Source organism: Luteimonas sp. R10, assembly GCF_045689605.1.
Classification (GTDB): domain Bacteria; phylum Pseudomonadota; class Gammaproteobacteria; order Xanthomonadales; family Xanthomonadaceae; genus Luteimonas.
The window spans coordinates 216,287-237,965 of the sequence record NZ_CP141262.1; the positions used below are offsets into that span (position 1 = coordinate 216,287).

Genomic DNA, 21,679 nt, shown 5'->3' on the forward strand with positions numbered 1-21,679 from the left:
GCCGCGATGATGCCACGCGCGTAAAATGCCCGGTTCCCCCCGCACCGAGTTCCGCCATGACCCTCGATCCCGCCCTGCGCGAACGCATCGACACGCTGCTGCAAGGCAACCGCGTGGTGCTGTTCATGAAAGGCCGGCCGGACATGCCGCAGTGCGGCTTCTCGGCCAAGGCGACCGGCATCCTCGGCGGCCTCGGCGTCGACTTCGCCCACGTCGACGTGCTGTCCGATCCGGAGATCCGCGAAGGCATCAAGGCCTACGGCAACTGGCCGACGATCCCGCAGCTGTACATCGACGGCGAGCTGGTCGGCGGCAGCGACATCATCGAGGAGATGGCCAACTCCGGCGAGCTGAACCAGGCGCTCGGGCTGCCGCCGGTCGACCGCACGCCGCCGAAGGACCTCACCGTCACCCCCGCCGCGGCGCAGATGCTGCGCCAGGCGCTGGCCGATGCCGGGGCCGACACCGCATTGGCGCTGGCGATCGACGCCCGCTTCCAGCCGCGCTTCCAGATCGCGGCGGCCAGTGACGACGCGATCGCGGTCGAGTGCGAGGGCGTGCGCATCCAGTTCGATCCCGCCAGCGCGCGCCGCGCCGACGGCATCACCATCGACTGGGTCGACGACATCCGCGGCAAGGGCCTGGCGATCGACAACCCCAACGCGCCCAGGCCGGTGCAGGCGTTGACGCCGGCCGAGGCCGACGCCCGCGTGCGCGCCGGCAGCCTGACCCTGGTCGACGTGCGCCCGCCGGAAGAGCGCGCGCAGGCATCGCTGAACGCGCCGTTCGAGGTGCTCGACGGCGACGCCCGGCACACGCTCGAGGCGCTGCCCAAGGACACCGCGCTGGCGTTCCTGTGCCACACCGGCCAGCGCAGCCGGCAGGCGGCGGAGCATTTCCGCGGCCTGGGCTTCGGCGAGGTCTACAACGTCGAAGGCGGCATCGATGCGTGGGCGGCGCAGGTGGATCCGTCGCTGCCTCGGTATTGACCGGGTTGCGTTTTCCGATTCGCGGCGCAATCGCTCGCGGGTTCCGCCATGACGGGAGGCGATCCGCCGCCTTCGTAGCAGCGCCCGTGGGCGCGATGCCGCGCCAGGCAGTCCTTCCTGCTGCAACGGAGCCAGCCCCGTCGTCAGGGGGGGCGGTGTCAACAGGCAGCCTGGCCTTTCGCAATGGGCTAACCACCACCAGGAGTTGGAGCGGCGGCGATCCGTTGGCGGCAGCCGTGGCGACGGCCCGTGCGTCGTCGCAACGGAAATGGCTGCCGGGCGCGACTCAGAAGCCGCCGCCGGCATCCAGCCAGGCCTGCTCCTCGGGCGTGTTCTCGCGCCCGAGCGCGCGGTTGCGGTGCGGGAAGCGGCCGAAGCGCTGGATCACGTCCTGGTGCGCGACCGCGTACTTGTCGTAGTCGACGTCGCCGATCGTGGCGAACAACTCCACCGAGCGCCGCTGGTCGTCCGGACCCTCGGAGTGCTCGAACGGCAGGTAGAGGAAGGCGCGCAAGGCCGGCTCGATCTCGCGGTCCAGCCCGGCCGCCACCGCGCGCCCGGCGTAGTGCAGCGCCAGCCCGTCCGTGGCGAAGGCATGGCCGCTGCCGCGGAACACGTTGCGCGGGATCTGGTCGAGCAGCAGCACCAGGCCGAGCGCGCCCTCGGCGTCGTCCAGCCAGTGCTCGTATTCGCGCCGCGCCGCGGCCAGGTGCGCGTCGAGGAAGCGCGTTTCGCATTCGCGGTCGAAGGCGTCGCCGCCCTGGAACCATTTCTTGTAGCCGGCTTCGCGCCAGAAGATGACAACGTCCATGGCGGTGGTCATAGGCTGCGCTCTCCTGAAAAGCAGGCCCGCAGGATAGCCGGCGCGCGCGCTTCCGGCACCCGTCGCATGGGCAACGGGCCTCGGATGGCGCATCGCGCCTGATGGCCTTGTCGCGACTCCCGTCGCTCCCACAGGCGTGGCGGCGACCAAGTGACGCGGCAAGCCTGCCTTCTTTTGTGGGAGCGACGGAAGTCGCGACGCCGCGCGCCGCGGAGTTCTCGTCCTGGCGCCACCACGCCCGCAACCTGCGGCAACGCCTCAGAACCGCAGGTGGCGCACCGACTTGCCGTTGCGGCGGATCAGGCGCAGCGCCTCGATGCCGATCTGGATGTGGCTCTCGACGTATTCGTTGCTGACCCGCGCGTCGCTGGCCTCGGTCTTCACCCCTTCCGGGATCATCGGCTGGTCCGAGACCAGCAGCAGCGCGCCGGCGGGGATGCGGTTGGCGAAGCCCGCGGCGAACAGGGTCGCGGTCTCCATCTCGATCGCCATGCAGCGCAGCCGGCGCAGGTAGCGCTTGAAGGTCTCGTCGTGCTCCCACACCCGGCGATTGGTGGTGAACACGGTGCCGGTCCAGTAGTCGTGGCCGAGGTCGCGGATCATCGTCGATGCGGCGCGCTGCAGGGCGAACGCCGGCAGCGCCGGCACCTCCGGCGGCAGGTAGTCGTTGCTGGTGCCGTCGCCGCGGATCGCCGCGATCGGCAGGATCAGGTCGCCGAGCTTGTTCTTCTTCTTCAGCCCGCCGCATTTGCCCAGGAACAGCACCGCCTTCGGCCGGATCGCCGACAGCAGGTCCATCATCGTCGCGGCGTTGGGGCTGCCCATGCCGAAGTTGATCATGGTGATGCCGTCGGCGGTGGCGCTGGGCATCGGCCGGTCGATGCCCACCACCTCGGCGCCGGTCAGCTTGGCGAAGTGGCCGAGATAGCCGCCGAAATTGGTCAGCAGGACGTGTTCCCCGAACGACTCGAGCGGCACGCCGGTGTAGCGCGGCAGCCAGTTTTCGACGATCTGCTCTTTTTCCTTCATGGGATCGCATGGTAACCGAGGCTTCCCGGCCGTAGAGCGGAGCTTGCTCCGCTGCTTTCGGCTCCGGAGACGGCGCAGCCGAGCAAGCTCGGCTCTACGGGCGAGTTCGGGGACCGGTGGCGGGCGCAGCCTTTCGCCCATGACTTCCGTCGGGTTGGCAGCCGGCCCGGCGCGGGCTAGCTTGGGGGTTTGCTCCGTCGCTCCCGAGGAACCGCCGATGCTCCGACCCTTGTCCGCCGCGCTGGCCGCGGTGCTGCTGATCGCTCCCGCCCATGCCGACGACGACGCGCGCAAGTCGCGTTTCGGCGACGATCCCTACGCCAGCACCTATCGTCCGATCGCGGCACCGCCGGTGCTGATCGCCGGCGCGGTGGTGCTGACCGGCACCGGCGAACGCCTCGACGGCGCCGACGTGCTGCTGGTCGACGGCAAGGTGGCCGCGGTCGGCGCCGGCCTGCAGGCGCCGGAAGGCGCCACCCGGGTCGACGGCAGCGGCAAGTGGGTCACGCCCGGCCTGATCGACGTGCACTCGCACCTGGGCGTGTATCCCAGCCCGGGCATGCGCGCGCACAGCGACGGCAACGAGATGACCAGTCCGGTCACCGCCGCCGTCTGGGCCGAGCATTCGGTCTGGCCGCAGGATCCCGGCTTCGCCGCGGCGCTCGCCGGCGGCGTGACCGCGCTGCAGATCCTGCCCGGCTCGGCCAACCTGGTCGGCGGCCGCGGGGTCACGCTGAAGAACGTCGCGGCCACCTCCGTGCAGGGCATGAAGTTTCCCGGGGCGCCGCACGGGCTGAAGATGGCCTGCGGCGAGAACCCCAAGCGCGTCTACGGCGAGAAGGGCGGCCCGGCCACGCGCATGGGCAACGTCGCCGGCTACCGCGCCGCGTTCATCGACGCCGCCGAGTACCTCGGCAAGCACAAGCCGAAGGACGAAGGGCCGCGACGCTGGTGGCAGTCGTCGTCCAGCGGCGAGGACAACGGCGACAACGGCAAGCGCGATCTGAAGCTCGACACCCTGGCCGGCGCCATCAACGGCGACATCCTGGTGCACATCCACTGCTACCGCGCCGACGAGATGGCGGTGATGATGGACCTGGCGAAGGAGTTCGACTTCAGGATCGCGGCCTTCCACCACGGCGCGGAAGCCTACAAGCTGTCCGACCGGCTCGCCGAGGAAGGCATCTGCGGCGCCCTGTGGGCGGACTGGTGGGGCTTCAAGATGGAGGCCTTCGATGGCATCCAGGAGAACATCGCCCTGGTCGACCGCCCTGCCAACGGCTGCGCCATCGTGCACTCGGACTCGGACGAAGGCATCCAGCGCCTCAATCAGGAGGCCGCCAAGGTGATGGCCAACGCCCGCCGCGCCGGCATGGACATTCCGCCGGAGCGCGCGATCCGCTGGGTCACGCGCAATCCGGCGCTGTCGATGGGCATCCTCGAGCAGACCGGCACCCTGGAGCCCGGCAAGATGGCCGACGTGGTGCTGTGGAACGGCAATCCCTTCAGCGTGTACGCGCAGGCCGAACATGTCTACGTCGACGGTGCGCGCGTCTACGACCGCGCCGACCGCTCGCGGCAGCCGGTTTCGGACTTCATGCTCGGCCAGTCCGGCCCGCAGGGAGGCGTGCGATGAACGCCGCGTTCTCGTTCGTTTCGCCGTCGTCCCGGCGCAAGCCGGAGCGCTCTGCAACAGCCGCAGGCGGGCCACCCTACCTCGGCCGCGCACGCGGCGGCAACGCCATGAAGCCCCGGAAAAGGCGCTGGATCCCGGCATGCGCCGGGATGACGGGCAGGCTGGTCAGCGCGGTGGCGCTGGCATGCTGCCTGGTCCCCGCGGTCGCCCAGAATCCCGGATCGGCTGCGGGGCAGGATCCCGGACCGAACCCCGGGCAGTACCTGCTGATCCGCAACGCCACCGTGCACACCGCGACCGCCCGGGGCACCCTGCAGAACGCCGACGTGCTGGTGCGCGGCGGCCGCATCGTCCAGGTCGGCAGCGGACTGGTCGCCGACGGCGTGCGGACGGTCGACGCGCAGGGCAAGCCGCTGACCCCGGCGCTGTTCGGCGGCATCACCGGCCTCGGCATCGAGGAGGTCTCCGCCGAGGACACCACCAACGACACCGCGCTGGCGCTGGGCATGGACGCCAAACACATGGTGGTGCGGCCGGAGTTCGACGTCACCCTGGGCTACAACCCGGAGTCGGTGCTGATCCCGGTCTCGACGGTCGAGGGCATCGGCTTCACCCTGCTCGGCGCCGGCAGCCACGCCGGCGGATCGATCGTCGGCGGCCAGGGCGCGGTGATGCGCCTGGACGGCGATCCGGAACCCGCCGGACCGAAGCTGCTGTTCGTGCAGATCGGCGCGGGCGCGGCCGAACTGACCGGCAACGCGCGCGCGGCGCAGTGGATGCTGCTCGACCAGCTGGTGGACGAGGCCCGCGGCCGCATCGCCGCCGATTCCCACGCCGCCCTGCTCACGCCCGCCGGCCGCGCCACGCTGGCGCGCTACCTCGACGGCAACGGCCGCATCGTGGTGGGCGTGCACCGCGCCGCCGACATCCGCCAGCTGCTGCGCTGGGCGAAGCGGCACGGCGTCCGCATCGCCATCAGCGGCGGCGCCGAGGCCTGGAAGCTGGCGCCGCAGCTGGCGGCGGCGAAGGTGCCGGTGTTCGTCGACCCGCTGGCCAACCTGCCCGCCAGCTTCGACCAGATCGGGGCCACGCTGGAGAACGCGGCGCGGCTGCGCGCGGCCGGGGTCGAGGTCGGCTTCACCCAGTCCGGCGACGCCTCGCACAACGCCCGCAAGGTGCGCCAGCTGGCGGGCAACGCGGTCGCCAACGGCCTGCCCTGGGAGGACGGCCTGGCCGGGCTGACGCGGGTGCCCGCCGAAGCCTTCGGCGTCGCCGACCGCATCGGCACCATCGCCCCGGGCATGCGCGCGGACCTGGCGCTGTGGAGCGGCGATCCGCTCGACGTCGCCAATGTCGCCGAGCAGGTCTGGTTCGACGGCCGCGCGATCCCGATGCGCTCGCGGCAGACGGAACTGCGCGACCGCTACCTGCGCACGCTGGCGCCGGCCTCGGAGGGCGGGCTGCCGAGGGCCTATTCGCACTAGGCCGTCGACAGCCACTCGCTCCGCCCTGCCCTGTAGGAGGGGCTTCAGCCCCGACAGCGCGCGCGGTCTGACGGCGGATGCTCTCTGCCGCTGTTTGCCTTCGCAACGCGCGGCGGTGCGTTCATCAATGATCGCCACCGGTGAATCTGCTTGGCGCGGGCTGGCGCCCCGGAGGGACGACGGGGATCGATGACAGGACCTCGCCCGCCGATCGGCGACAATCGAAATCCCCGACGCGGAGGCCTCGCATGACATCCCGCTGGTACTTCGACTTCATCTCCCCCTACTCCTACCTGCAATGGCGCAAGCTGCGCGGCGGCCCGCTGCAAGAGCACGCCATCGCGCCGGTGCCGATCCTGTTCGCGGCGGTACTCGACGCGATCGGCAACCGGGGACCGGCGGAGATTCCCGGCAAGCGCGAGTTCGCCTATCGCCACATCCTGTGGCGCGCGCGCCGGGACGGCGTGCCGCTGCGGTTCCCGCCGGCGCATCCGTTCAATCCGCTGGCGGCGCTGCGGCTGTGCATCGCGGCCGGCAGCACGGTCGAGGCCATCGACGCCGTGTTCGACTGGATCTGGGCGCAGGGCAACGCCGGCGACAGCGTGCTGGCGCTGGCGCCGGTGATCGAGCGCCTGGGCCTGCGGGCGGCGGCGGTGTCCGATCCGCCGGTCAAGTCCGCGCTGCAGGGCAACACCCGCGCCGCGATCGAGGCCGGCGTGTTCGGCGTGCCGACCCTGGCCGTCGGCGACCACCACTTCTGGGGCGACGACGCGCACGAGTTCGCGATGGCGGCGCTGCGCCAGCCGGACCTGCTGGACGATCCGGAGATGCGACGGCTGGGTTCGCTGCCGGTCGGCATCAAGCGCGGCTGACCGCGGCGGTGATCGCCGCGCGGGGATGGCGTAAAGTGCAGCGGGGGACCGCTCCCAGGGAGGGACGCACATGCGCATCGGCATCGTGGTCGACTCGGCCTGCGACCTGCCATTGGCCTGGCTCGAGGCCCATGACGTGCGGCTGCTGCCGGTCACCGTGCGCATCGGCGGGGCCGAACTGGCCGACCACCGCGACGAGCAGGCGACCCTGGACTTCGTCAATGCGCACGTGATCGAACGCGGGCACACCGCCGAAACGTCGGCATTCCCGGCCGAGCGGATCAAGGACCTGTTCCTCGACCAGCTGGTGATCGACTACGACTACGTGTTCTGCCTCACGGTGACCCGGAGCCGCAGCCAGATCCACGACAACGCCACCGCCGCCAGCTTCGCGATCCTCAACGAGTACCGGCCGATCCGCGCCCGCGCCGGGCACAACACCCCGTTCGCGCTGCGGGTGATCGACTCGCAGCAGGTGTTCGCCGGGCAGGGCATCCTGCCGGTGGAGGCGGTGCGGCTGCGCGATGCCGGGGCCGCCGCGCCGGACATCCGCTCGCGGCTCGAGTTCCTCGCCGGGCACAGCTATACCTACATGGTGGCGCGCGACCTCGGCTACCTGCGCGCGCGCACCAAGCACCGCGGCGACCGCAGCGTCGGCCTGCTGGCCGCGACCATCGGCGGCGCGCTGGACATCAAGCCGATCCTGCATTGCCACCGCGGCGACACCGGCCCGGTCGCCAAGCTGCGCGGGTTCGACCCGGCCGTCGAGAAGCTCTTCGGCTTCGCGACCCAACGCGTCGAGGCCGGCCTGCTCACCCCGACCCTGTGCCTGAGCTACGGCGGCGAACTCGAGGCGATGCGCTGGCTCCCCGGCTACGAGGCGTTGATCGCGGCCTGCAAGGCGCACGACATCGAGGTGTTCGAGACGGTGATGAGCCTGACCGGCATGGTCAACGTCGGCGTCGGCTCGCTGACGATCGGCTTCGCCGCCGAGGCGCATACGTTCTCGTGACGACCTGCTCACGGCTTGCGCGGCACGCTGCCGCTCCGTCACCATCGGACCGACCATGACTGCACGCTACTTCATCCGCCTGCCCGACCCGGACGCGCTGCGCGGCAGCGGCGAGTTCTCGTTCCGCTCGCAGGGCGCGGAGGGATTCGCCGAAGAACTGCAGGATGCGCTGCGCAACGACGCCCTGTTCGCGCGCTGGCGCGATGCGCAGGAGGACCCGGACGACGTCGACCCGGCCCTGGGCGCCACCGATCCGGAGGCGCACGTGCGCGGCGAGCAGCACGACCTGCAGATCGACCTGGTCGCCACCACCTCGATTCCCGGCAGTGTGTTCAAGCACCGCCTGCGGCTGCTGGCGGGCAGCGCGTGGGAGCTGCGCGACGTCCGCGCCGGATGAGCCCGCGAAGCGGTCGGCGGGACGGCGACGGAAGCGCCGCGGTGAGCCGGCCCGATCCGGTGCTGCTGTCGTGGAGCGGCGGCAAGGACTCGGCATGGACCCTGCATGCGCTGCGGCGGCGCAGCGATGTCGAGGTGGTCGCGCTGGTCACCACGTTCACCGAGGGCTACGGGCGTTCGTCGATGCAGGGCGTCCGGCGCGAGGTGCTGCTGGCGCAGGCGGCCGCGGCCGGGCTGCCGCTGGTCGAGGCGCGCATTCCGCGCGACTGCGACAACACGATCTACGAGGCCGCGTTCGCCGAGGCGCTGGCGCAGGCGCGGCGGCGCTGGCCGGACCTGCGGCGGATCGCGTTCGGCGACCTGTTCCTGGCCGACATCCGCGCCTGGCGCGAGGCGCTGTGCGAACGGCTCGGCTGGACGCCGCTGTTCCCGCTGTTCGGCGCCGATACCGCGGCGCTGGCCGTCGAGATGATCGCCGCCGGCATGCGCACGCGCCTGTGCTGCGTGGACACGCAGCAGCTCGATGCCGGGTTCGCCGGCCGCGATTTCGATCGCGCGCTGCTGGCCGACCTGCCGGAAGGGGTCGACCCCTGCGGCGAGAACGGCGAGTTCCACACCTGCGTCGGCGACGGCCCCATGTTCGCGTATCCGCTCGAGCTCGTACGCGGCGAGACCGTGCTGCGCGACGACCGCTTCGCCTACACCGACTTCCTGCTGACCCTGGATCCCCCGTAGAGCGGAGCTTGCTCCGCTGCTCTCGGCTCCGGAGCCCATGCAGCCGAGCAAGCTCGGCTCTACGGGAGCCGGCTTCGGAGCCCGCGTAGCGGAGCAAGTTCCGCTCTACGTCGGCAGCGGATGCGCCTCAGGGCTTCAGGGCGCGGGCGTGGTGGGCGATGTGCTCGCCGATGAAACTGGCGATGAAGTAGTAGCTGTGATCGTAGCCGGTGCGCATGCGCAGCTGCAGCGGATGGCCGGCGGCCTCGCAGGCGGCCTGCAGCAGTTGCGGGCGCAGCTGGGTGTCGAGGAACTCGTCGCCGCCGCCCTGGTCGACGAGCAGCGGCAGCCTTTCGGTGGCCGAGCGCACGAGTTCGGTGGCGTCATGGGCCCGCCATGCATCGCGATCCTCGCCCAGGTAGGCGGCGAACGCCTTCTCGCCCCAGGGCACCTGCGACGGCGCCACGATCGGCGCGAACGCCGAGACGCTGCGATAGCGCCCGGGGTTCTTCAGCGCGATCGTCAACGCCCCGTGGCCGCCCATCGAATGGCCGCTGATCGCGCGCGCGTCGCCGGCCGCCGGATCGGCTTCCACCCAGGCCGGCAGCTCGTCGACGACGTAGTCGTACATCCGGTAGTGCCGCGCCCACGGCTCGCGCGTGGCGTTGAGGTAGAAGCCGGCGCCCTGGCCGAGGTCGTAGCCGTCGGCATCGGCGACGCCTTCGCCGCGCGGGCTGGTGTCGGGCGCCACCAGGATGATCCCGTGCTCGGCGGCGTAGCGCTGCGCGCCGGCCTTGGCGATGAAGTTCTGCTCGGTGCAGGTCAGCCCCGACAGCCAGTACAGCACCGGACACGGCGCATGCCGCGGATGCGCCGGATCGGCCTGCGGCGGGAAGTACACGCCGACCGTCATGTCGCAACCGAGCACTTCGGAACGATGCCGATAGACATCCTGCCAGCCGCCGAAGCAGGCGCGGTGTTCGAGGCGTTGGGCGTGGTTGGCCATTGGGGGAGCCCTGATTCGTGGGACGTGATTCGTTAATTCGTGATGCGTGATTCGAAAGAGCGGTAGAGCCGCGGGGGAACGATCATTGTGGTCCGCCGCGACGCTCCTCGCTTTTGCGTATCACGAATCACGAATCCCCAATCACGGCTCTCAAAAATGAATGACCGTCCGGATCGACTTGCCCTCGTGCATCAGGTCGAAGGCTTCGTTGATGCGCTCCAGCGGCAGGGTGTGGGTGATGAACGGGTCGAGGTCGATCTCGCCGCGCATGGACTGTTCCACCATGCCCGGCAGCTGGGTGCGGCCCTTCACGCCACCGAACGCCGAGCCGCGCCAGACGCGGCCGGTGACCAGCTGGAACGGCCGGGTCCGGATCTCCTGGCCGGCGCCGGCGACGCCGATGATCACCGATTCGCCCCAGCCCTTGTGGCAGCACTCCAGCGCGGCGCGCATGACCTCGACGTTGCCGATGCACTCGAAGCTGTAGTCGACGCCGCCGTCGGTCATCTCGACGATGACCTCCTGGATCGGCCTGTCGTGGTCCTTCGGATTGACGCAGTCGGTCGCGCCCATCGACCGCGCCAGCTCGAACTTGCCGGGATTGGTGTCGATGGCCAGGATGCGCGACGCCTTCGCCTGCACCGCGCCCTGGATCACCGCCAGGCCGATGCCGCCGAGCCCGAACACCGCGACCGTCGCGCCCGCCTCCACCTTGGCGGTGTTGTGCACCGCGCCGATGCCGGTGGTGACCCCGCAGCCGAGCAGGCAGACCTTCTCCAGCGGTGCCTCGGGGTCGATCTTCGCCAGCGAGATCTCCGGCACCACCGTGTACTCGCTGAAGGTGCTGGTGCCCATGTAGTGGTAGATCGGCTTGCCCTGGTAGGAGAAGCGCGTGGTGCCGTCGGGCATCAGTCCCTTGCCCTGGGTGGCGCGCACCGCCTGGCACAGGTTGGTCTTGCCGGACTTGCAGAACCTGCACTCGCGGCACTCGGCCGTGTACAGCGGAATCACGTGGTCGCCCGGCGCGAGCGAGGTCACGCCCTGGCCGACCTCGACCACCACGCCGCCGCCCTCGTGGCCCAGCACCGCCGGGAACACGCCCTCCGGATCGTCCCCGGACAGGGTGAAGGCATCGGTGTGACAGACGCCGGTGTGGGTGATCTTCACCAGCACCTCGCCGGCCTGCGGCGGGGCGACATCGATCTCGACGATCTCCAGCGGCTGGCCGGCTGCGAACGCGACGGCGGCACGTGACTTCATGGGGTTTCCTCCTGGATCCGGATCACTTGAGATAGCTCATTTCAGATAGGAGCGGACCAGCGCGACGGCATCGTCGATGCTGGCCTGGCTGCGTGGCGACGGCGCGGCGATCTGCCCGAGCTCCTCGCGCAGGTGGCTCTGCAGCACCTCCGACATCAGCCCGTTGACCGCGCCGCGGATGGCGGCGATCTGCTGCAGCACCGCGCCGCACTCGGCCCCGGCCTCGAGCGCACGCTCCAGGGCCTCGGCCTGGCCGCGGATGCGGCGCAGGCGGGTCAGGACGCGCTTCTTTTCGACTGGCGAGTGCGGCATGGGGCTGCGGGTTCAATACTGGTGGGGAGTATAGGACAGGAGTTGCCGGAATGCATCCGGCGTGTCGCAGCCGCACTCTCACCGGAGCGTCGCGGGCGTCGCGACTGCCGTCGCTCCCACAGCACGATTTCGTCGCTCGCTGCCACTCCATCTGCACGGACATGGTTGCCGTCATCCCGGCGAAGGCCGGGATCCATCTCGACGTCGGCTCGAAAGGCGCTGGATCCCGGCCTTCGCCGGGATGACGGTGTGGGCGCCTCATCGCTCTCGGCTGGTTACCTCGCTCGGCTCTCGACCATTCTGGTCGTCGCCCTCGCCTCGACTCTGCCGTTGCGCAAGCTTGCCCGGAGGATTGTTCCGGGCTCGGTTGCCCATCGCCCGTTGCCGCCGCGGCATGCCGGGATCACGCCACCGGTGTACGAACGCGAAGCGCTCACCCCGTGTTCTGGATGCCCGCGGCGATGCCGTTGACGGTCGCGATCAGCGCGCGCAGGGTGGCGTCGTCCTGGCCGCCGCCGGCGCGCCAGCGCCGCAGCAGTTCCACCTGCAGCAGGCTGATCGGATCGACGTAGGGGTTGCGCAGCCGGATCGACAGCCGCAGGCGGTAGTCGTCGGCGAGGATCTCGTCGCGCTGCTTGAGCGCCAGGATCGCGTCGCGGGTACGCGCGAACTCGCCGGCGATGTCCCCGAAGAACGCCGCATGCGCCTTGCCTGCCAGCAGCGAATAGCGCTCGAAGATCGCCAGGTCGGACTTGGCCAGCAGCATCTCGACGTCGTCGATGGCGGCGGCGAAGAACGGCCACTCGCGCGCCAGCCCCCGCATCTCATCCAGGCCATGGCGCTCGATGCCGTGCGCCAGCGCGGTGCCGACGCCGTACCAGCCGGTCAGGCCGGAGCGGTTCTGCGACCAGGCGAACACCCACGGGATCGCGCGCAGGTTGCCGACGCCGCCCTCGCGCCGCCGCGACGGCCGCGAGCCGATCTGCAGGCGCTCGATCACGTCGATCGGGGTGGCGGCGCGGAAGTAGTCGACGAAACCCTCGCGCTCGTGCACCAGTGCGCGGTAGCGAGCGCGCGAGACCGACGCCAACTCCGACATGATCGCGCGCCAGCGGTCCTCCCGCGGCTCCGGCGGACGCGGACGCAGGCTGGCGCGCAGCACCGCGCCGGTCGCCTGCTCCAGGTTGCGCAGCGCCAGCGCGCGGATGCCGTACTTGCGGTGGATCACCTCGCCCTGCTCGGTCACGCGCAGGCTGCCGTCGACCGAGCCGCGCGGCGCGGCGATGATCGCGCGCTCGGTCTTGCCGCCGCCGCGGCTGACCGAGCCGCCGCGGCCATGGAAGAACACGATGCGCACGCCGGCCTGCTTGGCCAGCGCGGTCAGTTCCACCTGGGTGCGCTGCAGCGCCCAGCGCGAGGCCAGCAGGCCGCCGTCCTTGGCGCTGTCGGAATAGCCGAGCATCACCGTCTGCCGGTCGCCGCGCGCGGCCAGGTGCCGACGGTAGACCGGATCGTCGAACAGCGCGCGCATCACGGCGGGCGCGGCTTCGAGGTCGTCAACGGTCTCGAACAAGGGTGCCACGTCCAGCGGCACCGCGCCGTCCTCGACGCAGCCGGCGATCCGCGCCAGCGCCAGCACCGCCAGCGCGTCGGCGGCGTTGCGGCTCATGCTGATGATGTAGGGGCCGAACGCGTGCTCGCCGTAGCGCTCGCGCGCGCTGCGCACGGCGCGGAACACGGCGAGGGTGGATTCCGCATCGGGCGCGTCCGGCAGCTTCGGCGCCTCGCCCTCGATCCAGGCGTGCAGGTCGTCGGTGCGGGTGGCGAGCGCCCGATCGGGCCACCCGCGGTCGCCGCGCAGGGCGGCGATCGCGGCGTCGTGCACGGCGGAGTCCTGGCGCAGGTCGAGCGCGGCGAGATGGAAGCCGAAGCTGCGCGCGCGCAGCAGCACCCGCTGCAGCGCGTAGCGGCCGGCGCGCCCGCCGCGGCCGTCGGCCAGGCTGGCGTCGATCAGGGCGAGATCGTCGATGAACTCCGACGCGTCGGCATAGCCGCTCGCCTCCTCGCGCTCGGTCGCCGACAGCCGCGCAACCATGAGCGCCAGCAGCCGGCGGTAGACCATGTCCGCCTGCCGCGGCTTGAGCCGCGCCGCCGCGCCCGGCAGCAGCGTGCGGTACTCCTCGATGCGCCGCGTCACCGCGGCGTCGATCGCCACCCGGTCCTGCGTCTGGGTCAGGATGCTCATCAGCCGGCGCAGGTCGTGGCGGTAGTTGCCCAGCACCTGCGCGCGCTGCGCGGCCAGCGTCGCCAGCACCGTGTCGGCGCCGACGTTGGGATTGCCGTCCATGTCGCCGCCGACCCAAGTGCCGAACTGCAGCAGCGTCGGCAGCGCGAGCGGGTGGCCGTAGACGCGCTCGATCGCCTCGGAAAAGGTGCGGAAGAACGCCGGCAGCACCCGGTACAGCACGTCGCCGAGATAGAAGCCGACGTGCTCCATTTCGTCGATCACGGTCGGCCGCGTCGGCGGCGCCTCCGAGGTCTGCCAGGTCGCGGTCAGCGCCTGGCGGATGCGCTCGGTATCCGACACGCGCTCATCGGGGGTGCGGCCGCGGTCGATGTCGGCGACCAGGCGGCGCACGATGTCGCGCTCCTTCTCCAGCAGCGCGCGGCGGATCGCCTCGGTCGGGTGCGCGGTGAACACCGGCTCGATGCGCAGGCGCGGCAGCAGCGCGCCGACCTCGTCGAGGGTGACGCCGTCGGCGCGCAGCTGCGCCAATACCGCTTCCAGGCCGCCCGGCTGCGGCGCGCCGCCGACGCGCTGGTAGTCGCGGCGGCGGCGGATGCGGTGCACGCGCTCGGCCAGGTTGATGGCGCCGAAATAGGCGGCGAAGGCGCGCACCAGCGCCTCGGCGTCGGCCAGCGGCACCCGCGCCAGCTGCTCGGCCAGTTCGTCGACCGGGTCGCCGGCCTCGCGCCGCGCGATCGCCGCGCGGCGCACGGCCTCCACTTCGTCCAGCAGCGCCGGCGAACCCTGCTCGGCCAGCATCTCGCCGACCAGCGCGCCGAGCCGGCGCACGTCGTCGCGCAGCAGCGCGTCGGTCTCGGCGAACTCGGGGTCGCGCAGCGGCGCGTCGGTATCTCGGGTGTCACGGGGGGAGGTGTTCATTGTTCCAAGCCTACCAACTCCGCGGACCATGAGCCGTCGACGGCGCCTGGCTGCAGCGATGAACGGATACCGCGTCGCCCCGGCGCAAGCCGGAGGCGCTTTTCAACAGCTCGAAGGGCTGGTCATCCATTCAATATGGTTGCGAAAGCAACTGGATCCTCGGCCTTCGCCGGGATGACGAGCAAAGGCGTTGCGCTCTTTCGATTCCCGATTCCCGATTTCCGGCTCTAGTACGCGAACTCGCGGAACACGCGGTCGATGTCGCCGCCCCACTCGCCGTGGTACAGCGCGAGCTTGCGCTCGGCCGGGGTCTGGCCGGATTCGGCGAACTCGATCAGCGGCTCGAGGAAGCGCGTCTCGTCGGCGCCCTGGGCGTTGCGCGCGTCGCGGCGGCGCAGGCCGGCGGCGGAGATCTTCAGCGCCTCCATCGCCAGCTCGCGCACCGTCGCGCCGCGGAACGGCAGCCCGAGCGCGTGGCGGGGCACGCCGTCGCGCAGCGCGTGGCGCTCGGCCAGGCTGAAGTCCTTCACCAGGTCCCAGGCGGCATCGAGCGCGGCATCGTCGTACAGCAGCCCGGTCCAGAACGCCGGCAGCGCGCACAGCCGGTTCCAGGGGCCGCCATCGGCGCCGCGCATCTCCAGGTACTTCTTCAGCCGCACTTCCGGGAAGGCGGTGGTCATGTGGTCCGACCAGTCGCGCAGCGTCGGCAGCACCCCGGGCGCGGCCGGCAGGCGGCCGTCGAGGAAGTCGCGGAAGCTCTGCCCGCTGGCGTCGGCGTAGTCGCCCTCGCGGTAGACGAAGTACATCGGCACGTCGAGGATATAGTCGACGTAGCGCTCGTAGCCGAAGCCTGCGTCGAACACGAAATCGAGCATGCCGGTGCGGTCCGGATCGGTGTCGGTCCAGATGTGCGAGCGGTAGCTGAGATAGCCGTTGGGCCGTCCTTCGGCGAACGGCGAGTCGGCGAACAGTGCGGTGGCGACCGGCTGCAGCGCCAGCGAGACGCGGAACTTGCGCACCATGTCGGCCTCGTCGGCGTAGTCGAGGTTGACCTGCACGGTGCAGGTGCGGGTCATCATGTCCAGGCCGAGGCCGCCGACCTTCGGCATGTAGGCGCGCATGATCCCGTAGCGGCCCTTGGGCATCCACGGCATCTCCTCGCGCCGCCACTTCGGCTGGAAGCCCATGCCGAGGAAGCCCAGGCGCAGCTCGTCGGCGACGGTCTTGACCTCGAGCAGGTGCGCGCCGACCTCGCTGCAGGTCTGGTGGATGCTTTCCAGCGGCGCGCCGGACAGCTCCAGCTGGCCCGCCGGCTCCAGCGTGACCGAGGCGCCGTCGCGCAGCAGCGCGATGGTGCGGCCGCGCTCGCGGATCTCTTCCCAGCCGAAGCGCGCCATGCCCTGCAACAGCGCCTCGATGCCGCGCTCGCCGTCGAACGCCGGCGGACGCAGGTCGTCCAGGCGAAAGCCGAACTTCTCGTGCTCGGTGCCGATGCGCCAGTCGGGTCGCGGTTTCTCGCCCGCGGCGATGTAGTCGACCAGCTGCTGCCGGTCATGGATCGGAGCGTCGCTGGCGTGGCTCGGGCTGGACAAGGACGCACGCTCGGTTCGGGGACGGGCGCGACGGCATCTCCCGCCGCCGCAAACTCGCACTATAGCGGCTGCCCGGCGGGCGGTCCGCGCCACCGCCGGGGCTGCTGTGTTCCGCACGTGCCGCTGTCGCGCGGGCGCCGGACGTGCTCCAAGGCGTCTCGACGTCCACTTTTCACGCCCATGCCCTTGCAGGAGGGGCTCCGGCCCCGACCGCGCCAGGCAGATGCATCGGCGGCGACCACGATGAACGCGCCGCCGCGCGTTGCGAAGGGAAACAACGGCAGACGCGTTTTCTATTGATCCGAACGCGGCCGGGGCTGAAGCCCCTCCTACGGATGTCGGCGGAGGGCACGACTGTCGGTACGGCCTAGGGCCGCAGGTAGACCTGGAACGCCAGGTCGCGCACGCCGCCGGCATCGAACAGCTCGATCCAGGCGGGGCCGTTGCCGTCGGCGATGAAGAAACCGCGCCCGCCGGAGTAGCTGCTGCCGCTCGGCCCGACGTAGACGCCGCAATCGCCGCCCTTGGCCGTCAGGGTGAAGGCGTACTGCCCGGGGTCGAGTTTCGCCGGCTCGACGAACTCCACCATGCGCATGCCGACCGCCGGGGTCGGGATCGAGGTGAACACGTAGCCGGGTACCTTCTGCACTGCGAGGATCGCGCCGTCGGGCGCGCCGCCGCTGGTCTTCTCGATGGTGACGTAGATCGTCGCCTTCGGCTGGCAGGACATCGGCACCATCACGTGGCTGAGCACGCCGGGCTCGAACAGTTCGAACGCCTGCGCCAGGCGCTGGCGCACCGAGCCGCCGAGGGCCAGCTGCTGCGTGGCATCGAGGTTGACCTGCTCGGCGGCGACCTCGGGTTCCACCCCGGTCGCATCGCCGGCGACCCACAGCGCCACCAGCAGTCCAAGGCTTCGTCTCTTCATCGCACGCGCTCCCCCCATGGTGCGCCGGCCGGTGGCCGGCATCACTGGTCAATACGCGATTCGGTCCCGGAAGATGCCACCGGCACGACGCTCGTCGGCACCCCCACCGTTCGGCACCCCACCGTAGAGCGGAGCTTGCTCCGCTGCTCCCGGCTCCGGAGCCAAGTGCAGCGGAGCAAGCTCCGCTCTACAGGCCGAGCCAGCCGGCGACGACCGCGCGTGCCTCGTCGACGCCCTGCTTGGCCAGGGCCGAGAACGTCTGCACGCTCACGCCGTCGCCGTAGTCGGCCTTCAGCTCGCGGCGCACCGCCTGCAGCGCGTTGCCGGCGGCGCCGCGGCCGAGCTTGTCGGCCTTGGTCAGCAACGCGTGCGCCGGCAGCCCGCGTTCCACCGCGTAGCCGAGCATCTGCCGGTCGTAGTCCTTCAGTGGATGGCGGATGTCCATCACCACCACAAGGCCCTTCAGCGCCTGGCGGCGCTCAAAGTACCCGGCGACGAAGGCCTGCCAGTGCGCCTGCAGTTCGCGCGGCACCTTGGCGTAGCCGTAGCCGGGCAGGTCGACCAGGTGTCGGTCCTCGTGCGGCGCGATCTGGAAGAACACCAGCTGCTGGGTGCGCCCGGGGGTCTTGGAAACCCGCGCCAGCGCGTTCTGCCGGCACAGGGTATTGAGCGCGCTGGACTTGCCGGCATTGGAGCGGCCGGCAAAGGCGACCTCGTAGCCGAGGTCCGGCGGCAGCTGCGCCGGCGTGTGCGCGGCCAGCCGGTATTGCGCGCGGGCGAGGGGATCGGACATGGCACTAGCATCGCACGGCCGGGCCCCGCGCCGCCGCTCGACGATGCTGGTTTGACCGCGCTTGCGGCCGCCGACGATAATTCCGCGTCATGCCGGGCGCACCTCGCGCCCGATTCCTGTGTTTCGGAGCCCAGCAATGCGCCACGCTCGCGCTTACGGTATCGCCGTCCTCGCCGCCCTCGGGGTGACCGGTGCGGTCGCCCTCGCCCAGTCCACGACCGTCCCCCTGCCGGAGGAGGCGCCGGTCGAGGCCGCGCCGCTGGAGGAGTCCGCGGTCGCCGACCTGGCCGACGCCGAGTGGGGCGATCCCGAGCGCGGCGCCACCCTGGCCGGCACCTGCGCCGCCTGCCACGGGCTGGACGGCAACAGCACGGTGCGCGACATCTACCCGAGCATCGCCGGCCAGAGCGAGCGCTACGTCGCCCAGCAACTGGCGCTGTTCAAGAGCGGCGAGCGCGCCAACGCGATCATGCAGCCGTTCGCCGCGCCGCTGAGTGCGCAGGACATGCGCGACCTGGGCGCGCATTTCGCGCAGCAGCAGGCCGGCGCCGGCATCGCCGACGATACCGTGGTCGAATCCGGCCCCTACGAAGGCATGAAGTTCTTCGAGGTGGGCCAGCAGCTGTTCCGCGGCGGCGATCCGGAACGCGACATCCCGGCCTGCATGGCCTGCCACGGGCCGACCGGCGCCGGCAATCCCGGCCCGGCCTATCCGCATGTCGGCGGCCAGGTCGCGTGGTACACCGCGCGACGCCTGCAGGAGTACCGCGCCGGCACCACCAACGAGCGCGACGGCGACCTGTTCGAGATCATGCACACGGTGGCCGAGCGCCTGACCGACGAGGAGATCCAGGCCCTGGCCAGCTACATGGAAGGCCTGCACCCGCGCCCCGACGCGGCCATGCGCGCGGCGATGGCGCAGGTCGATCCGGACGAGGTGCCGCTGCCGGCGGCCCCGGCCGATGCCGGCGCCGGCACCGCGGACGCCGCCGCGCCGGAGCCGGAGGCCGCCTCCGACGAGGAAGGCGTGACCGAGACCGAGGCCACGCCCGAATCCGAACGACCGACCCGGCAGTGAACTTCCGGGCCGGTCGCGGGTCGAAACCCTGCACAGCCCTTGAATCGATCCGCCGGCCGGGCCGTTTCGGCCGGCGTTTTTTTGTCCGCGTGGAGAACATCGGATGAGACTCCCCCCCGGCTTTCGACGGTTCGGCTGGCTGGCCGGCCTGCTGCTGGCGCTGCCGCTCGCAGCCATCGCCGCGCCCGCCGATGCCGATCCCCCCGTGGAAGGCCGCGATTACGTGCTGATCGCCGACGGCGCTCCCTGGCAGCCGCTCGCCGACGGCGAGGTGGAGGTGGTGGAGATCTTTTCCTACGCCTGCCACATCTGCGACGAACTCCACCCGCGGATCGAGGCCTGGCGGCGGACGCTGCCGGCGCATGTCCGCTTCGCCTACCTGCCGGTGGCCTACCGGACCCAGGACCCGTTCGCCACCGGATTCTTCGCCGCCGAGGCGCTGGGCGAGCTGCCGCGGGTGCACGGGGCGACCTTCGACGCGGTGCATCGCAACGGCAGTCTCGCCCGCAATGCCAGTACCGGCGAGATCGCCCGCTACTACGGCGAGCTCGGCGTCGACCGCGAGCGCCTGGCGCAGGCCATGGCCGCCGACGAGACCCGGCAAAAGCTGAACGCGGCGCACGAATTCCTGCTGCGCAGTGGCGCGCAGGGCACGCCAACGGTCATCATCAACGGCCGTTACCGCGTCCAGGCGCGCAGCCTGCAGGATCTGCTGCGGATCTCCGACCAGCTGATCGCCAAGGTGCGCGCCGAAGGCCGCTGACCCGGCCGGCCGCGCCGCTCGCCACTTCCGAATCCACCGATCGAGGCATACCGCCATGAACCAGCGCCTGGGCCTGTTTCCCCTGCTCCTCACCGTGCTCCTCGCGGCCTGCTCGCAGAACGATGCGCCCGCCGAAGCCGCGGCGACGCCCGACCCCGCGCAACCGGCGGCGACCGGCGCGGTCGCGCCCGCCGATGCCGTTGCGGCACCGGACGCCAGCGGCGAGGCCGCTTCCGCCCCGGCAGCCGAAGAGGCCGACGCCCCCGCCGACGCATCGCAGGCCGCCGCCGCCCCGCAGCCGCCGCAGGGGCCCGAACCGCAGCCGGGCACCGACTACGTCGAGATCCCCAACGGCCAGCCCTACCAGCCGCTCAACGGCCAGGTCGAAGTGGTCGAGGTGTTCGGCTACACCTGCCCGGCCTGCGCCCAGTTCGAGCCGCTGCTGTCGGCCTGGAAGCGCCGCCAGCCGGCCGACGTCCGCGTGACGCCGGTGGCGGCGCCGTTCGGCGGCTACTGGATGCCCTACGCCAGGGCGTTCTTCGCCGCCGAGTCGATGGGGCTGGTCGACGAGACCCACCAGGCGATGTTCGAGGCGATCCACGTCCAGCGCAGCCTGCCGGTACAGAACGCCACCCCGGAGGCCATCGGCGCGTTCTACGCCCAGCACGGCGTCGACGCCGGCAAGTTCGCCAGCACCATGCAGAGCTTCGCGGTCAACGGCAAGCTCAAGCGCGCCGAACAGTTCATCGCCCGCGCCGGCGTCGATTCCACGCCGACCCTGATCGTCAACGGCAAGTACCGGGTGACGAGCGGTCGCTCCTACGAACAGGTGCTGAACACCGCCGAGCACCTGATCGCCCGCGAGCGCGCCGCGCAGCAGCCGTAGGCTGCGCGCCGCCGGGCTGGCCGCCCCCACGCCATGCCATCAGGCCCCGACTCCGTCCAGCGCCTCAGGCTGCTCAGCGCCAACATCCAGGCCGGCTCCAGCACGCGCCGCTACAGCGACTACGCGATGCGCAGCTGGTCGCACGTGCTGCCGGCCGGCAACAAGCGGCGGGCGCTGGACCAGATCGCCGAGCTGGCCGGCGAGCACGACATCGTCGGCCTGCAGGAGAGCGATCCTGGCAGCTGGCGCTCCGGGTTCACCAACCAGACCCACTATCTGGCCGAGCGCGGCGGCTTCGACTACTGGAGCCACCAGCCCAACCGCCGCGTCGCCAACGTCGCCTCCAGCGCCAATGGGCTGCTGAGCAAGTTCGAGCCGATCGAGGTCCACGACCATCCGCTGCCCGGCCGCGTGCGCGGACGCGGGCTGCTGCTGGCGCGGTTCGGCGACGGCGACGCCGGCCTGACCGTCGCCGTGGCCCACCTGTCGCTCGGCGCGCAATCGCGGCGCGCGCAGCTGAGCTACATCGCCGAGCTGCTGCACGGCCACCCGCACGCGGTGCTGATGGGCGACTTCAACTGCACCGCCGACCGCCCCGAGATGGACATCCTGTACCGCAGCACCTCGCTGCAGCCGCCGTCCTGCGCCGTGCACACGTTCCCCAGCTGGCGCCCGCAGCGGGCGATCGACCACGTGCTGGTCACCGGCGCGCTGACCTGCGAAAAGATGCGGGCGATGCCGGCGGCGCTGTCGGATCACTTGGCATTGTCGGTGGAACTGCAGGTACCGGAACACGCGCTGCGGATCGACCGCTGACGCATCCCCGCTCCGGCGTGCTAGCGCCGGAGCCCGCACCCCGTAGAGCCGAGCTTGCTCGGCTGCGCAGGCTCCGGAGCCAAGAGCAGCGGAGCGAGCTCCGCTCTACGAAAGGCGCGGCAGG

At 71.2% G+C, this 21,679-nt stretch carries 19 protein-coding genes and 1 pseudogene; 11 read left to right on the plus strand and 9 right to left on the minus strand.

Annotation, left to right across the window (positions count from 1 at the left end; translation table 11 throughout):
- The first annotated feature begins 56 nt into the window (after positions 1-56).
- Positions 57-989 (plus strand): Grx4 family monothiol glutaredoxin, encoded by a 933-nt coding sequence (grxD, locus tag U3649_RS00895; RefSeq protein WP_407353024.1) that lies wholly within the window; start codon positions 57-59, stop codon positions 987-989.
- A 286-nt stretch (positions 990-1,275) separates the two neighbouring features.
- Here grxD and U3649_RS00900 read toward each other — a convergent pair whose 3' ends face one another.
- Both U3649_RS00900 and U3649_RS00905 read right to left on the minus strand, forming a co-directional pair.
- Entirely contained in the window at positions 1,276-1,812 is a 537-nt protein-coding gene (locus tag U3649_RS00900; RefSeq protein ID WP_407353025.1) for a DUF924 family protein, read from the minus strand.
- A gap of 258 nt (positions 1,813-2,070) precedes the next feature.
- A complete protein-coding gene (locus U3649_RS00905) occupies positions 2,071-2,841 on the minus strand; it encodes an AMP nucleosidase (RefSeq protein ID WP_407353026.1) in 771 nt (256 codons plus the stop codon).
- A 217-nt stretch (positions 2,842-3,058) separates the two neighbouring features.
- Between U3649_RS00905 and U3649_RS00910 the strand changes: the two genes are divergently transcribed.
- The 6 genes from U3649_RS00910 (at position 3,059) to U3649_RS00935 (ending at position 8,976) form a co-directional block, all read left to right on the plus strand.
- On the plus strand, positions 3,059-4,477 hold the full coding sequence (locus tag U3649_RS00910; protein ID WP_407353027.1) for an amidohydrolase: 1,419 nt from the start codon (positions 3,059-3,061) through the stop codon (positions 4,475-4,477).
- A 107-nt stretch (positions 4,478-4,584) separates the two neighbouring features.
- A complete protein-coding gene (locus U3649_RS00915) occupies positions 4,585-5,961 on the plus strand; it encodes an amidohydrolase family protein (protein ID WP_407353028.1) in 1,377 nt (458 codons plus the stop codon).
- 248 nt (positions 5,962-6,209) lie between these two features.
- A complete protein-coding gene (locus U3649_RS00920; RefSeq protein ID WP_407353029.1) occupies positions 6,210-6,833 on the plus strand; it encodes a 2-hydroxychromene-2-carboxylate isomerase in 624 nt (207 codons plus the stop codon).
- A 70-nt stretch (positions 6,834-6,903) separates the two neighbouring features.
- Positions 6,904-7,845, plus strand: coding sequence for a DegV family protein (locus U3649_RS00925; protein WP_407353030.1), 942 nt, complete (start codon positions 6,904-6,906; stop codon positions 7,843-7,845).
- 55 nt (positions 7,846-7,900) lie between these two features.
- Positions 7,901-8,242 carry a hypothetical protein gene (locus U3649_RS00930; RefSeq protein ID WP_407353031.1) on the plus strand — a complete coding sequence of 114 codons (342 nt, stop codon included), beginning with the start codon at positions 7,901-7,903 and terminating at the stop codon, positions 8,240-8,242.
- Positions 8,243-8,283: 41 nt separating this feature from the next.
- A complete protein-coding gene (locus U3649_RS00935; RefSeq protein ID WP_407353032.1) occupies positions 8,284-8,976 on the plus strand; it encodes an ATP-binding protein in 693 nt (230 codons plus the stop codon).
- A 127-nt stretch (positions 8,977-9,103) separates the two neighbouring features.
- On the opposite strand, the gene fghA is transcribed toward U3649_RS00935, so the two are convergent.
- The 7 genes from fghA to yihA all read right to left on the minus strand — a co-directional run bounded on the left by fghA (position 9,104) and on the right by yihA (position 18,012).
- Positions 9,104-9,961 carry an S-formylglutathione hydrolase gene (fghA, locus tag U3649_RS00940; protein WP_407353033.1) on the minus strand — a complete coding sequence of 286 codons (858 nt, stop codon included), beginning with the start codon at positions 9,959-9,961 and terminating at the stop codon, positions 9,104-9,106.
- A 150-nt stretch (positions 9,962-10,111) separates the two neighbouring features.
- Positions 10,112-11,221 carry an S-(hydroxymethyl)glutathione dehydrogenase/class III alcohol dehydrogenase gene (locus tag U3649_RS00945; RefSeq protein WP_407353034.1) on the minus strand — a complete coding sequence of 370 codons (1,110 nt, stop codon included), beginning with the start codon at positions 11,219-11,221 and terminating at the stop codon, positions 10,112-10,114.
- A 36-nt stretch (positions 11,222-11,257) separates the two neighbouring features.
- Positions 11,258-11,533: a formaldehyde-responsive transcriptional repressor FrmR gene (frmR, locus tag U3649_RS00950; protein WP_407353035.1), complete on the minus strand. Its 276-nt coding sequence runs from the start codon at positions 11,531-11,533 to the stop codon at positions 11,258-11,260.
- A gap of 433 nt (positions 11,534-11,966) precedes the next feature.
- Entirely contained in the window at positions 11,967-14,699 is a 2,733-nt protein-coding gene (gene ppc / locus U3649_RS00955) for a phosphoenolpyruvate carboxylase (RefSeq protein ID WP_407353036.1), read from the minus strand.
- A 227-nt stretch (positions 14,700-14,926) separates the two neighbouring features.
- Entirely contained in the window at positions 14,927-16,291 is a 1,365-nt protein-coding gene (locus U3649_RS00960; RefSeq protein ID WP_407353037.1) for a glutamate--cysteine ligase, read from the minus strand.
- A gap of 367 nt (positions 16,292-16,658) precedes the next feature.
- Positions 16,659-17,219 carry a hypothetical protein gene (locus U3649_RS00965; protein WP_407353038.1) on the minus strand — a complete coding sequence of 187 codons (561 nt, stop codon included), beginning with the start codon at positions 17,217-17,219 and terminating at the stop codon, positions 16,659-16,661.
- 187 nt (positions 17,220-17,406) lie between these two features.
- A complete protein-coding gene (yihA, locus tag U3649_RS00970; RefSeq protein WP_407353039.1) occupies positions 17,407-18,012 on the minus strand; it encodes a ribosome biogenesis GTP-binding protein YihA/YsxC in 606 nt (201 codons plus the stop codon).
- A gap of 136 nt (positions 18,013-18,148) precedes the next feature.
- On the opposite strand from yihA, the pseudogene U3649_RS00975 reads away from it, so the two are divergent.
- From U3649_RS00975 to U3649_RS00990, 4 genes and pseudogenes are all read left to right on the plus strand, one after another.
- Positions 18,149-18,922, plus strand: a pseudogene (locus U3649_RS00975) (c-type cytochrome); the annotation flags it as partial.
- Positions 18,923-19,193: 271 nt separating this feature from the next.
- Entirely contained in the window at positions 19,194-19,853 is a 660-nt protein-coding gene (locus U3649_RS00980; RefSeq protein ID WP_407353040.1) for a thiol:disulfide interchange protein DsbA/DsbL, read from the plus strand.
- A gap of 55 nt (positions 19,854-19,908) precedes the next feature.
- Positions 19,909-20,739, plus strand: a complete 831-nt coding sequence (locus U3649_RS00985) for a thiol:disulfide interchange protein DsbA/DsbL (protein WP_407353041.1) — start codon at positions 19,909-19,911, stop codon at positions 20,737-20,739.
- A gap of 33 nt (positions 20,740-20,772) precedes the next feature.
- Complete coding sequence (locus U3649_RS00990) at positions 20,773-21,555, plus strand: endonuclease/exonuclease/phosphatase family protein (protein WP_407353042.1); 783 nt, start codon at positions 20,773-20,775, stop codon at positions 21,553-21,555.
- The last annotated feature ends 124 nt before the right edge of the window (positions 21,556-21,679 follow it).

Bases quoted from the DNA above. Each gene is read 5' to 3' on its own strand.
- grxD (WP_407353024.1), top strand. From the start codon at position 57: ATGACCCTCGATCCCGCCCTGCGCGAACGCATCGACACGCTGCTGCAA.
- U3649_RS00900 (WP_407353025.1), bottom strand. From the start codon at position 1,812: ATGACCACCGCCATGGACGTTGTCATCTTCTGGCGCGAAGCCGGCTAC.
- U3649_RS00905 (WP_407353026.1), bottom strand. From the start codon at position 2,841: ATGAAGGAAAAAGAGCAGATCGTCGAAAACTGGCTGCCGCGCTACACC.
- U3649_RS00910 (WP_407353027.1), top strand. From the start codon at position 3,059: ATGCTCCGACCCTTGTCCGCCGCGCTGGCCGCGGTGCTGCTGATCGCT.
- U3649_RS00915 (WP_407353028.1), top strand. From the start codon at position 4,585: ATGAAGCCCCGGAAAAGGCGCTGGATCCCGGCATGCGCCGGGATGACG.
- U3649_RS00920 (WP_407353029.1), top strand. From the start codon at position 6,210: ATGACATCCCGCTGGTACTTCGACTTCATCTCCCCCTACTCCTACCTG.
- U3649_RS00925 (WP_407353030.1), top strand. From the start codon at position 6,904: ATGCGCATCGGCATCGTGGTCGACTCGGCCTGCGACCTGCCATTGGCC.
- U3649_RS00930 (WP_407353031.1), top strand. From the start codon at position 7,901: ATGACTGCACGCTACTTCATCCGCCTGCCCGACCCGGACGCGCTGCGC.
- fghA (WP_407353033.1), bottom strand. From the start codon at position 9,961: ATGGCCAACCACGCCCAACGCCTCGAACACCGCGCCTGCTTCGGCGGC.
- U3649_RS00945 (WP_407353034.1), bottom strand. From the start codon at position 11,221: ATGAAGTCACGTGCCGCCGTCGCGTTCGCAGCCGGCCAGCCGCTGGAG.
- frmR (WP_407353035.1), bottom strand. From the start codon at position 11,533: ATGCCGCACTCGCCAGTCGAAAAGAAGCGCGTCCTGACCCGCCTGCGC.
- ppc (WP_407353036.1), bottom strand. From the start codon at position 14,699: ATGAACACCTCCCCCCGTGACACCCGAGATACCGACGCGCCGCTGCGC.
- U3649_RS00965 (WP_407353038.1), bottom strand. From the start codon at position 17,219: ATGAAGAGACGAAGCCTTGGACTGCTGGTGGCGCTGTGGGTCGCCGGC.
- yihA (WP_407353039.1), bottom strand. From the start codon at position 18,012: ATGTCCGATCCCCTCGCCCGCGCGCAATACCGGCTGGCCGCGCACACG.
- U3649_RS00980 (WP_407353040.1), top strand. From the start codon at position 19,194: ATGAGACTCCCCCCCGGCTTTCGACGGTTCGGCTGGCTGGCCGGCCTG.
- U3649_RS00985 (WP_407353041.1), top strand. From the start codon at position 19,909: ATGAACCAGCGCCTGGGCCTGTTTCCCCTGCTCCTCACCGTGCTCCTC.
- U3649_RS00990 (WP_407353042.1), top strand. From the start codon at position 20,773: ATGCCATCAGGCCCCGACTCCGTCCAGCGCCTCAGGCTGCTCAGCGCC.